Genomic DNA, 12392 nt, shown 5'->3' with positions numbered 1-12392 from the left:
AATTAATCTTTTACGCACTCTGCGCAATAAGCAACAAGCACGGCAATTGCATGATCAACATCATCAGTAAGTATTAAAGATTTTTTTGCACCAGATTCTTCAATTAAACCTTCTTTAGTTGCATGCTCAATCCAATCAATATACAAAGTCCAGTGTTCTTTTCCAAACAAAATAACGGGCGCCGGCGATCGCTTTTTAGTTTCAACGAGATTCATTAAATCGGACAACTCATCCATTGTGCCAAGACCACCAGGGAAGATAACAAATCCCATAGAATATTCGGTTAATAAGTATTTACGAGCAAAAAAATAATCCAAAATAATAGACTCTTTAACATAACGATTAAGCCATTTTTCACCAGGAAGCCCGGCAACCCCAATACCCATTGAGCGTATACGTTTATCACGTTGGTGCGCTGCCCCAGAATTTGCGGCCTCCATAATCCCTTGCCCACCACCCGTAATAACAGAAATTTTATGTTCAACAAGAATGCTGGCAATTTTGTGAGCTTGCTCAATAAATATACTTTCTTTTGATAATAAATGCCCACCAAAAATACTCACTACTGGCTGCGGCAATCGCGTAATTTTCCAAGCGCCATACATAACCTGAAAACCGACCCTAAAAAAATGCAGCCCCAAACGAATTGTTGATAATAGTCGTTTTAACCATTCCATATTTTTTCCCTTTTTTATACCAATTTTTGCATATCGCAACCCATCAAAAATTATTTTAAAACAATTCTCTTCACCCTTTCAATGAGCGCGCGATATACTAACTATAACGAAGCATTGTAAAGGGGCTACTATGCGTATACGTGTCATATCTATTCTTATCATCATCTGCATGAGCACATCACTTTTATTCTCTGAAGAAGAATGGATCACTATTTTTATACACGGGACCATTGGCCTCAGAGCAAATCTCGCCCTCAGCACCATTATAAAACTCTTACAAAATGATATATCAAACAGTGCTTACAAAAAAACCGTAGAACTCATCAGAGATGATCCAATTTTCTATAAAAATCAGCCGATTCAACATCGAGGGCTTCATCCCATAAACATATTCGACAATACACCCGGAAATGCTGCGTCATTATGCGCACGCCTCTTTGATAGGGTTACTGACTCTGCAAAAAAAGAAAAAAACACTTACTATACTTTTGGCTGGTCAGGGCTTATTAGCCCCGGCGTACGATATGACTCAGCGCGAGATTTACATACAAGCATTGCAACTCTCTTACAACAATACGCGACAAAAAGCTCTACACCAAAAATCAGGCTCGTCTGTTATAGCCACGGAGGCAATGCCGCTCTTTATTTAGGAGCACTCAGAGACACAGAATTTCCTCACGAAACGTTTATTATTGATGAAATGATTTTGCTCGGCGTCCCGGTACAAAAAGAAACCGACTATCTTATTTGCCATCAATTATTCAAAAAAATATACCATATTTATTCACGCCATGACCGTGTTCAAAGAATGGATTTTTTTTCTTTTAAACGTTTTTTTTCACAACGCCGTTTTTATACCTGCTCGCGCTATACCTTACCTGATCATCTCGTTCAAATCGAAATACAATGTTATACCTACCCACGCTACAGCACAGAAAAAAAAGTACAGATAAATCGCTCCCCTGGGCATAGCGAATTATGGTTTTTCGGCTGGCCAGAACATAAAAAATCATCGTACAGAAAACATTTTCCGCTGCATCCATTGCCTATTGCCTGCTTGACACCAGCCCTACTACAAGTAATCACAACCACTCATCCTCAAGAAAAAAACCTTGTACTCGAGCTACACCCGCATACGGGAAAAACGTTTTTACGCACAAGACATGTTTTTAAAAAACAAGAAATACACTGTTTTTCGGACAATTTTATCGATGAATTGAGAGCCACTGCCAGACAACACAGACCATCAAACTACACCGCTGAACTACAAAAAGAACATATGCACAACGCCGTTCAATTGGCTTATGAAAGCCTCAATAACGTACACGCTGAAATTGAGCCAATTGATTAAAATTAAATTCTTTTTGCCCTATCTTAAAAGTAGCAAGATTCTTTCTTTTAACAGGTAGCGCAGCAGGTTCATTTTTTAATGCAGCATAAGAGGTTGTTATAATTTGCCACCATATACGCCATAGATCAACTCGCTCAGATTGATGTTTTTGTAAAATATACCATTTCAACTGATCATATTTGCCAGTCTTTTGAGCTTCAAATGCTAAGCCGTATACATGTATTGCGTAATTATAAAGATCTTTTTGAACTTTCTTCTTTTTATCAAAAATTGAATTAATAGTATGCACCTCAGCCTTTAGATACTCAGTATCAGAAGGTTCATCATTATCTATTATTCTCTTGGGGCTCAGTAATAACGCTTGTAAAGATTTTGTTATAACAGAGTAACGATACGTAGGAAGCTTAAGCTTTTTAATGCCTTTTTCATCTCTATAAAATAAAACATTTGGATCGGCGCCATATTCTAATAAGCAGGGAACAAGATCAAAACTTTTTTCAACCTTCCTCAGCGCTTCGGTAAAGTTATTTGCTCCAGCGCCTTTCAATGCTTTAATAACATTCAAAACTTTTTTAAGAGGCACGTGGTAAGAAGTTTGTGCCGAGAACAATGCCTCATTTAATGAATCCTGCGTACATAATTTTTTATCTATAAAAAACTGCAGCAAGTCTATATAACCATTTTTAACTGCAAGCTTTATACTATTACCCATATATTGTTGGGCATCAGCAACAACATTATACTTTTCCGCCAAAGCAAAACATCTTGTAAAAACAGATACCGCTTCATCGCAATCCCAAAGACTAAAGTCTCCATTAAAGTCATTATCAACAAGCGTACAATTACCAGAATCCTGAAAGCAATCTTTGCCACAATATTTTTTTTTCTTAAAAATATCTTCAGCAGATTGTGCAAGCAAAATACTCAAATAATCACGCCCATTCTTTTCATGTAAAAGCCACTCAGCGAGCTCATACTCACCAGAGCTACAGTTTTTATCCTGAGAAAACAACATATCATTATTTAAAACAAATAAACGTAAAATAACTGTCATATCCGCGTGCAAATTTAAGCCTTGTTCAATTAATATTTTTAATTCCTCCATAGAATAATTGCATTTTTTTAAATCATAAAAATTTTTTTTAAAAAAATCCGTAGATTGCATATATGAAGTATATTCAATTTTATTCTCAATGGGGATATACTTACTAATTAATTCCTGCCTTACGGCATGGTTTATTCTTTTGCCATCATACGTTAACTGCATAGCCGCTGGATCAAATATAAGATAATCAAGCAACATTTTTATGTCGCCGAGCTTCATTTTATTATCTTCAATAATAACTTTACAATCAGATTTTGGATGATTTGTGCGCCTTGTGATACTCGCGCACAAATGGCGGGGCATTTTTACATCACCATTCCATGCAATGTATGGAAAAACAAACTTATATTTTTTCTTGCTATAGCGCGACTCATCATATGAGTAAGAATAGTAAGAATTATTTTCTCTTGGTTCTTGCCGTAAATTAAGCACGGCTCTTTCAATAGGGCGGATATCAAGGTTTCCCACCCATCGCTCCATACCACCAATTTGTCCTGTCGCCGTTCCTACCCATTCACCAGGATGATAATCCCAATAAATATGGCGTCCATCATAAGCAATCCCACGGCTACAACCCTCTTCGCTTTTTACTTCTATATTTTTTATAATTTTTGACAATTGCTGATCTTCAGTCGACAGCGTCATTGCATAGCAAACGTCGCCATAAAAAAATAAAACCAGTAAAATAAAAATCTTATTCATGCTGCAAAAAACTCATATATACATACTTAAACTAACATCAACAAACCCAGGCGGCGCTTATCCCGCTGCTGTAATAACGTATATGATTTGAATTCTGCCAACTTATGTTTTTTAAATTCTGATGCGCCTATGTTAAAAACAAAACACTTATCAAACAAACTATCGCGCGAAATGATAGTAGCTTGCGCCGATGGCTCCAACAAATGCGCTTGCCTTGTTGTAAGCGATTCAATCAGACCATCAACTTCACATTTCTTATTTATAATATATCGCCTCAAGGCATTATAATTACCATATTTTTGAGCTTCCAAGGCCAGTATATACGCACGAACTGCATAATCATAAATGTCTTTTCGATAAGGGATCATAGCACCAGCATCATAGCCAGGGACATCAAAAATAGATACAACGCTCGTTATTCTCTCTTTAAAATATTCAATTTCATCAAACGCATGATCCTGCGGTATTCTTCTATTCGGATGCCTAAAAACAGCTGCGGCATTTTCTGCTGTCATTACGTTATTTGATAGCTTAAATCTTTCAACACCATGTGCATCTTTATAAAACCACTCATTAGGATCGTATGTACAAGATTCTAACCAATAATTAAAAGCAAAGCGGCCCGCTCTATCAAAACTAGAATATTCATAATCATAGCGTTTAAAACGATCTAACACTGCAATATGATCAGCACCCGCATCTCTTAAAATAGCAATACTCTTTCTACATACGCTGGTATCATACCCATGATTATTGAGCAAGAGCTCATATAATGCTTGATCTAAAAATTTCCGGTCATACATCTTTTCATCTATAACAAGCTTTAATACTGTAAAGCAGCCATGTTCTGCCGCGCGAAGTAATATATTTTGCTCAAGGCAATGCTTTTTTGCCTGATGAGCAAAACCATATTTTTTAACCAAAAAAAAGCATCGAGCAAGCGTAATTTTCCAATCTTCCTCAATTTTGTAACGACATCCGTCTATCACCGCATCTATCAACAATTTAAACAGTTCCATCAAAACTAAGTATCCTTTTTCATCGTGCATTAACACCCTTGCCTGATTCCAATCTTGCAAAGATGCGTCCTTGCTAAATAAGTTATTATTACATAGCATCCCATTTATATCGCGCCACCTACATTGTTTATTGTCTTTAGTTTTTGTAGGATTATCTGGCAATGGCCCTATTTTCCATACCATTTGAGAAAAACCAAAAAAATCATTATTAGATGTGGAATTCTTTTGATGGGATAGCAACCCAAGCACAGCCTGTTCAATTGGACGTATATCCAACCGGGTGTAATCGTGCGCATTCTGACACGGATAAGCAAAAAGTCTGCCATCACAATCAATCCCAAGAATCCGACCATTCTCACGCACAACTTCCACTGCCTTTATAATTTCCGACAATTGTTGATCTTCACTCGACAGCGTCATTGCATAGCAAACGTCGCCATAAAAAAATAAGTAGAAGAAACAACAAAATACATACGTTGACTCAGACAAATAATATTTTTTTTGCACAAACTTACCCAATGTTATCATTAATCGCATGTATCTTAAGAAAAAAATCCGGGCAATACATTGTCATTAAAAACATATATTTTATTTTTTTGATATAATTATAACGCATAGTCATCCTTGTAAATAATACATTTTGATATGCGTGATGTACACGCAATTGCTGGCAAAACTACCAGTATTACAATAGACTGTCAAATAGTATTTTAACAAACATATTATGGATCATAATTACATCATGAAAAAACGTATTATTGTTTATTTTTTATTATCAATACCATCATTAACACAAGCAATAAATTTTTTTGAAGCAATAGATGTTCTTGTTGTATTATATTTACTTACTCCACCAACTTATGAACAAACAAATGATTCTTTTGAAAATCTTGATACAGCAATGGGCAACGCTATAACGAGCACAATAAACGATTCTGACAAGACTTCGATAAATAGTGAGCCGAGAGTAAACAATCTTAACAACGAACTTTTTCCCCATGCAAAGATAGAGCCTTGGTATCATATTTCAAATAAATCTCAACGCACCCTTAATGGCTTTATACTTAATTCTCCAACTGTTGCCGAAAAAACGGCATTACAGGATGTGAAAAATAGGTTTAACAGAGAAAAATATAAACCAGAAAAAACAATAGATCTATGGTGGTCATACTTTAAAAAACAACGCACAAATATTATATTACTGGGGGGAGTATCTATGTGGCTGCTTCCAAAAGATACAGTACCTTCAATCATTAGTGCACCGATCATGCCTATAACTATACTATGCGGCATAACCAGCATAATCTATCCGGCTTATACAGCACACACACAAAGAAAATTGCTACACACCATGCATGAAAAGCTAGAAAACTTAACACGCTAAATTAATTCTAAATTAATAATTTCCAAACATTAACAAGATCAGCCTTGCTCATTTGCTGGGCGCGTAATTGTAGTATGGCTTCTGGAATGCGAGACAAATCATAGTGCGTATGACTCAAATTGTTACGAAGAGTTCGACGAGGTTGATGAAAGCACAACTTTATCCACTTCCAAAACTGCTCTTCTCGCTCAATATATTCAGGATTTTGATTCGGCTTAAAATAAACAAGCCGAGAAAATACTTTTGGTGGCGGAAAGAATGCATCAGGATGAATTTTATTAAGCAACTTAAGCTCGAAATAATGCTGAAAATATAAACTAATAAAGCCATATCCGCGACCAGACGTTTGCGTTAACTTTTGCGCAACTTCTTCTTGTATCATAATAACCCCTTCGCGCAAGAACAATCTGTTTTTTTGTAACAAATTTAGCAAAGGCATAGTAATTTGATACGGCAAATTAGCGCACAACGTCCAAGGCTGATCTTGCTCAAAACGAGCAAAATCAACATCAAGAATATTTTCCTCAAATATCGTCATACGTGGATCAGCATACTCTTTTTGCACATACGTAGCCCAATCATGATCTATTTCAAAGATCCATAATTGTTTTACGGGGGTCTGGAGTAAAAATTTTGTTAAAAATCCATCCCCACATCCAATTTCAAAAATTGATGTTTGATTGGTTATCTGAACATGATCAAGCATGTTATCAATAACATGTTGATCACGCAAAAAGTGCTGACCAAACTGTTTTTTTAAAGCTATTCCATGAGCGCGGGGAGCCTGAGGAACCTGGGGACGATAATCTTTTTTCATTATGAGTTCTCATACTCGGTATACTTGGCAGATTTGCCTTTAACTTTTTCAACAGGATATTTTTTTCTATTCAATACCATCTTACGTTCAAGAGCTGCTGCAAGATCAATGCCGGTGCGATTGCAAAAAAGAAGCAGTATCAAAAAAACATCGGCAAGCTCATGCTCAACTGCTTCTTTTTTGTCTTCAACCTGCGCCAAAGAATCTTTGCTCTCTACCCACAAAAATAATTCCATAAGCTCAGCAGCTTCTGCTGACAAACACATGCTCAAATTTTTTGGCGTATGAAATTGATGCCACTCACGCTCATCGGCAAATTCATGTGCTATTTTTTTTAACTGTTCTAACGTTGCAACCGCATCTTGCATATAATTTTCCTATTTAAGAGCATCTCTGAAGAAATCAAAATTTTCGAGCACTTTTCCAGCACCGTTAACAACACATAATAATGGATTGTCGGCAATTCTCACTGGAAGACCCGTTTCACGGGAAATAAGTTTATCGAGGCCCTTTAATAACGACCCACCACCTGCCATAACAATACCTTTATCAACTAAATCAGAAGAAAGCTCTGGCGGTGTATTTTCTAATGCTACACGAATAACATCAACAATACTCGAAACCGTTTCTAATAATGATTCGTGAACCTCTGTACTCGTCAATTTAATAGTCTTGGGCACACCGGTCACAAGATCGCGTCCCTTAACTTCCATACTTTCAATCGGTTCTTCCACAAGAACAGTACCGATTCCTATTTTAATCATTTCCGCCGTACGTTCACCAATTAATAAATTGTATTTACGCTTAACGTACTGCACGATAGCGCGATCCATTTCATCGCCACCAACTCTGACTGAACGGCAAAAAACAACATCTTTAAGCGAAATAACCGCAACTTCTGTTGTTCCACCACCAATATCAACAATCATGCTGCCTGATGGATCATGCACCGGCAAGCCCGCGCCAATTGCAGCGGCCATAGGTTCCATAATAGTATAAACCTCACGCGCGCCTGCTTGTTTTGCAGAATCTTCTACCGCTCTGCGTTCAACCTGAGTGATACCTGATGGCACACCTATAATCATACGAGGGCGAACAAGCGTTCTACGATTGTCATGCACTTCGCGAATAAAATAGCGCAACATACTTTCAGTAAGTTCAAAATTTGCAATAACTCCATCTCGCATCGGACGACAGGCAACAATACTTTCTGGCGTTTTGCCGAGCATTTCTTTTGCTCGTCGACCAGCCGCCAAAACCTGGTTAGTATGCACTTTAACAGCGACCACCGATGGCTCATCAAGCACAATGCCACGCAATGGCACATATACAACCGTATTGGCCGTACCCAAATCAATTGCCAAATCGTTGGAAAAAAAACTAAATAAACGACGCGCTGGGAAAAAATTTATCAATCTATTTTTCATACTCATTAACTTATACCTTATTAAAAACGTGATTCTACAATAAATGCAATACCCTGAGTTTTATATGATCGCTGTGCAATTAACCAGTTAACGGGAATATCCCACATAAATGACACCACAGGAGAAGCTCCCGCGCGCTCACAGTCAAATGCACAATCATAAAAAGCTCTCAAAGTTACATACTCAGATTTCCATGACGAAATACGCTCCACAATATCAGTGTTAACAGAAATATTATTTGAATGCTTAAAAACCTCCGGCAACTGATCCCCACTATGAGAAACCAACGTATAACCGAGACCAAATCCCAGACCATCTCGTACTCGTTCAAAAGTAAAGTAAGGAGCAAAGCCAACCGTTAGACCGGGATCTGTACGAATCTGCTCAACAATGGCACCATATATCGTTGGCTCCTGGCCAGATGGCACGCGATCGCAATATGTTTTTGCAAAACGCTTACTCAGTTGCAATAAAAAGCCACAACTAAAATCTTCTTTAAGTAAAAAATATGTATCAAGCATGCCGTACATACCCCAATGCCCATTCCCGCCTAAGGGAATTGATGCCGGATTGTTTATAGAGCGCGAAGGCGCTGTTGGCACAAGAACCCCAGCTTTTACCGCTAATTCGATGTGTTTACATTTGTAAGCATAATCATATATTTTTTTACCAACGATATACGCATCAATATCACCAAAAGCTGTTTTACTCCATAATGGCGGCGTAACACCTAATAGTTGATGCATGCGCTCATTCAATACAAGTAATTCTTGTGCATCACCAGCCCCAAGAACAATACCCTTGAGCGCCTCTTTATTTTGAACCATTTCCATACGAGAACTTGCATGAATAGCATATAACACACCACCGATCCCCCATGCGTCGGTAATCATATATTCTCCCCTAAATCCAATTCCGTACGCTTCGAAGCGCCCTCTCATAAACCAGGGAATAGCATTAACACTATTACGAAAATCAGACCGCAACAAGCTTGTATCTGTTCGACCAGACGACTGTAATGCTTGATCAATTTTGATCTGATCATATTTTCCATTGATCTCAAAAAGTTCGGGTGATTCATCTTTATTATCGCCTGAAGCCGAATGTGCCGTCATAACAAAAGGTTGAATATCAAAATGATGCTTGCCGCCGTTGTATATAACAAAAGGCCTATACAACAAATATTGATCCAGATATTTGTTATCGATCATTGCATCGAGAAAAGACCAAAAAGACATATGTATTGCAAGACATATTACACAGAGTATTTTTTTAAACATAAACACGTATCCTAGCCTGTCCCTTTTTTGTGGAGGAGAGAGGGGGATTCGAACCCCCGATTCCAATTTCTTGGAATAACTGCTTTCGAGGCAGCCGCTTTCGACCACTCAGCCATCTCTCCATGTTTACTATTATGCAGTAAAGGTATATATACAGAATAAATGATTTGATTTTTTTGAAAAGAAAATTCTCATGGAACAAGATATTTCTTGTTCATTCTTTTTTTAAATATCCCTTAAGATAGGCACGGGAATAATTCTGAGCATGTTCGTCATTTTTTTCAAGAATAGAAAGATCTTCGACATGATTAAATTGTCGAGCGACCACTAATGCTGTTTTCACAGAATCGCCGTTATGCGTGCAATATAAAAAACGTATCAGTGTTCTTAACAATGTCGGTTGTGGCATAGCAAGCTGGTATTGTAACGTTTTACTGTCTTTAAGTAATTGCGCTACCTCATCGTACCAACAAAAATCTGCTATTTGAAGCGCTGTTGATCCATCGAGCGACAACATTTCAGGGTCTGAACCATGATCGAGCAATATTTTTACAATATGAGCCCAACCACCATTTGCAGCATAGTGCAAAGGTGTATATTTTTTATCATCGACGCAATTAACATTAATTGAATACTGAACAAGTTCGCGCGTAACCCACGCATTATTATACTCTGCTGCAAGATGCAAAGCTGTTTTACCAAATTCATCGACCGCCTGCAGATTAATATGTGCATCAACCAAAAAAGATAAAGTTTTTTTATATTTTTCATACGCCTCAACATGGTCTAAAAAGCCCCCGGAATGTGCCAGCCAGTGGAGCGCTGTTCTTTTTTGCGATGCAGTGACATGCACTAATGCGCCATGATCATGTAGCAATTTTGCTATAACATGATTCCCCCTATATACAGCATGATGCAATGCAGGAATCCCCTGCACGTCACAACAATTGGGATCAGCACCCTGAATAAGAAAATTTCTCACGCTGTCAACAGCTTGGCTTTTAACTGCATTAATGAGATTCTTGGACAACGAATAGTGCATGCCCTTCGTTGAAAAAAATATTACAAGAAACAAATGTAATAATAATATATACATACGCATATCTTAATAATAAAATATTTGTATTATTATATGCAATGCAAAAGTATAAACTTGTAAAAAAACATTAAATATCCTACTATTATTCAATGGAAAAACAAAAGGTATACCTATCATGAATCAATTTCAAGCGCTTGTTTTAGCGGCGGGGAAATCATCACGCTTTAAAACCGAAAAAAGTAAATTAGCCTACCCAATATGTGGACAAGAACTTATTAACTATCCCATAAAAGTTCTTTTAGAATGTAATCTTCCCGTGACATGTATTATTGGACACAAAAAAAATGAAATTCAAGATATCATAAAAAAATCTACGTCACACTCTATTACATATCAAGAACAAATAGAACAGCGAGGAACAGGACATGCCGTTCTGTGCGCACTTCATCTCTTAGAATCTGAACATATTCTTATTATTAATGGCGATATGCCGCTTATAACCGCTGAATTAATAACCACATTATGCAAACATCACAAAGAGCAACAAGCGACTATTAGCTTTATCGTATCACATGTCCCACCATCACTTGATCATGGTTATGGAAGAGTAGTACTCAATAACGGTTGCATAACAATTATTGAAGCACGCAATTATAATAAACACGAAAACATTAATCATCCTATTAACGCTGGAATTTATTGCATACAGCGCGCTTTTTTACAAGACGCACTACAAAAGCTTGTACCAAATTCAATAACCTCAGAACTCTATATTACCGATCTTATCCATATAGCGACCCAAAACAATGAAAGAGTAGAAATGCTAGAGGCTCCCTATGAAAAAATTCAAGGAGTTAACACATTGCAAGAACTTGCCGCAGTTACTCGCATAAAGCAGCAAGAAATTATTGATCATTGGATGCGCAATGGCGTTTATTGTCGAGATCCGCAAGCACTCTATATAGATACTCAAGCATCAATAGAAAGCGGAGCAGTACTGGAAGCGGGCGTTCATATTTTGGGAAATTCAACAATACGCAATAATTGCACTATAGGCGCATATTCATATATTAACAATTCAACGCTTGCAGAAAATGTCACCGTATACCCTTACACTATTATATCTGATTCTATTATCAATGGTGATGCTCATATTGGACCTTATGCACACGTTCAAAAAAGCATCGTAGACAGTCAGGCGCGTATTGGTAATTTTGTTGAAACAAATAGAACTATGATTGGTCAAGCAAGCAAAGCAAAGCATCTCTCTTATTTAGGAGACAGCACACTCGGAGCATCTGTTAATATTGGGGCAGGAACTATCACCTGCAATTATGACGGATTCAAAAAACATCCTACCATTATTAAAGATCATGCATTTATAGGAAGCAATAATGCGCTTATAGCGCCCATAACGATAGGTAACAGTGCTGTCACGGGTGCAGGCTCAGTAATAACAGAAGATGTTCCCGCTTATGCATTGGCCATTGGTCGAGCGCGGCAAGTAATAAAAGAAAATTATACGCAAATCGATCAAAAAATATTTGCTGCTGCACAAACATCATCAGATTTCACAACAGAATAATACACA

The 12392-nt window shown here is 37.4% G+C and carries 11 protein-coding genes and 1 tRNA gene; 3 read left to right on the top strand and 9 right to left on the bottom strand.

What is annotated here, in order from left to right; all coding sequences use genetic code 11:
• Positions 1-2: 2 nt before the first annotated feature.
• On the bottom strand, positions 3-677 hold the full coding sequence (locus WC707_00470) for a TIGR00730 family Rossman fold protein (GenBank protein MFA6065638.1): 675 nt from the start codon (positions 675-677) through the stop codon (positions 3-5).
• A 130-nt stretch (positions 678-807) separates the two neighbouring features.
• Between WC707_00470 and WC707_00465 the strand changes: the two genes are divergently transcribed.
• Entirely contained in the window at positions 808-2028 is a 1221-nt protein-coding gene (locus WC707_00465; GenBank protein ID MFA6065637.1) for a hypothetical protein, read from the top strand.
• Here WC707_00465 and WC707_00460 read toward each other — a convergent pair.
• Together WC707_00460 and WC707_00455 are read right to left on the bottom strand one after the other, a co-directional pair.
• Positions 1991-3835, bottom strand: a complete 1845-nt coding sequence (locus WC707_00460) for a hypothetical protein (protein ID MFA6065636.1) — start codon at positions 3833-3835, stop codon at positions 1991-1993. The two genes, WC707_00465 and WC707_00460, sit on opposite strands and share 38 nt — an antisense overlap.
• Positions 3836-3861: 26 nt before the next feature.
• Positions 3862-5274, bottom strand: coding sequence for a hypothetical protein (locus WC707_00455; GenBank protein ID MFA6065635.1), 1413 nt, complete (start codon positions 5272-5274; stop codon positions 3862-3864).
• Positions 5275-5596: 322 nt separating this feature from the next.
• Between WC707_00455 and WC707_00450 the strand changes: the two genes are divergently transcribed.
• Positions 5597-6238 carry a hypothetical protein gene (locus tag WC707_00450; GenBank protein ID MFA6065634.1) on the top strand — a complete coding sequence of 214 codons (642 nt, stop codon included), beginning with the start codon at positions 5597-5599 and terminating at the stop codon, positions 6236-6238.
• 7 nt (positions 6239-6245) lie between these two features.
• On the opposite strand, the gene rsmA is transcribed toward WC707_00450, so the two are convergent.
• From rsmA to WC707_00420, 6 genes are all read right to left on the bottom strand, one after another.
• Positions 6246-7055, bottom strand: coding sequence for a 16S rRNA (adenine(1518)-N(6)/adenine(1519)-N(6))-dimethyltransferase RsmA (rsmA, locus tag WC707_00445; protein ID MFA6065633.1), 810 nt, complete (start codon positions 7053-7055; stop codon positions 6246-6248).
• Positions 7055-7423 carry a nucleotide pyrophosphohydrolase gene (locus tag WC707_00440; protein ID MFA6065632.1) on the bottom strand — a complete coding sequence of 123 codons (369 nt, stop codon included), beginning with the start codon at positions 7421-7423 and terminating at the stop codon, positions 7055-7057. Before WC707_00440 ends, rsmA begins: the two co-directional genes overlap by 1 nt.
• A 9-nt stretch (positions 7424-7432) precedes the next feature.
• A complete protein-coding gene (locus WC707_00435) occupies positions 7433-8482 on the bottom strand; it encodes a rod shape-determining protein (GenBank protein ID MFA6065631.1) in 1050 nt (349 codons plus the stop codon).
• Positions 8483-8502: 20 nt separating this feature from the next.
• Complete coding sequence (locus WC707_00430; protein ID MFA6065630.1) at positions 8503-9762, bottom strand: hypothetical protein; 1260 nt, start codon at positions 9760-9762, stop codon at positions 8503-8505.
• A gap of 30 nt (positions 9763-9792) precedes the next feature.
• Positions 9793-9884, bottom strand: a tRNA-Ser gene (locus tag WC707_00425).
• A gap of 92 nt (positions 9885-9976) precedes the next feature.
• Entirely contained in the window at positions 9977-10804 is an 828-nt protein-coding gene (locus WC707_00420; GenBank protein ID MFA6065629.1) for an ankyrin repeat domain-containing protein, read from the bottom strand.
• Positions 10805-10976: 172 nt separating this feature from the next.
• Here WC707_00420 and glmU point away from each other — a divergent pair, with 172 nt between their 5' ends.
• A complete protein-coding gene (glmU, locus tag WC707_00415; GenBank protein MFA6065628.1) occupies positions 10977-12386 on the top strand; it encodes a bifunctional UDP-N-acetylglucosamine diphosphorylase/glucosamine-1-phosphate N-acetyltransferase GlmU in 1410 nt (469 codons plus the stop codon).
• Positions 12387-12392: the final 6 nt, after the last annotated feature.

This window comes from Candidatus Babeliaceae bacterium (assembly GCA_041660765.1).
Taxonomy (GTDB): domain Bacteria; phylum Babelota; class Babeliae; order Babelales; family Babelaceae; genus JBAZVR01.
This window is presented reverse-complemented; position numbering and strand designations above follow the sequence as displayed.

Coding starts and splice junctions, on each gene's coding strand:
- WC707_00470 (MFA6065638.1), bottom strand. CDS start 677: ATGGAATGGTTAAAACGACTATTATCAACAATTCGTTTGGGGCTGCAT.
- WC707_00465 (MFA6065637.1), top strand. CDS start 808: ATGCGTATACGTGTCATATCTATTCTTATCATCATCTGCATGAGCACA.
- WC707_00460 (MFA6065636.1), bottom strand. CDS start 3,835: ATGAATAAGATTTTTATTTTACTGGTTTTATTTTTTTATGGCGACGTT.
- WC707_00455 (MFA6065635.1), bottom strand. CDS start 5,274: ATGACGCTGTCGAGTGAAGATCAACAATTGTCGGAAATTATAAAGGCA.
- WC707_00450 (MFA6065634.1), top strand. CDS start 5,597: ATGAAAAAACGTATTATTGTTTATTTTTTATTATCAATACCATCATTA.
- rsmA (MFA6065633.1), bottom strand. CDS start 7,055: ATGAAAAAAGATTATCGTCCCCAGGTTCCTCAGGCTCCCCGCGCTCAT.
- WC707_00440 (MFA6065632.1), bottom strand. CDS start 7,423: ATGCAAGATGCGGTTGCAACGTTAGAACAGTTAAAAAAAATAGCACAT.
- WC707_00435 (MFA6065631.1), bottom strand. CDS start 8,482: ATGAAAAATAGATTGATAAATTTTTTCCCAGCGCGTCGTTTATTTAGT.
- WC707_00430 (MFA6065630.1), bottom strand. CDS start 9,762: ATGTTTAAAAAAATACTCTGTGTAATATGTCTTGCAATACATATGTCT.
- WC707_00420 (MFA6065629.1), bottom strand. CDS start 10,804: ATGCACTATTCGTTGTCCAAGAATCTCATTAATGCAGTTAAAAGCCAA.
- glmU (MFA6065628.1), top strand. CDS start 10,977: ATGAATCAATTTCAAGCGCTTGTTTTAGCGGCGGGGAAATCATCACGC.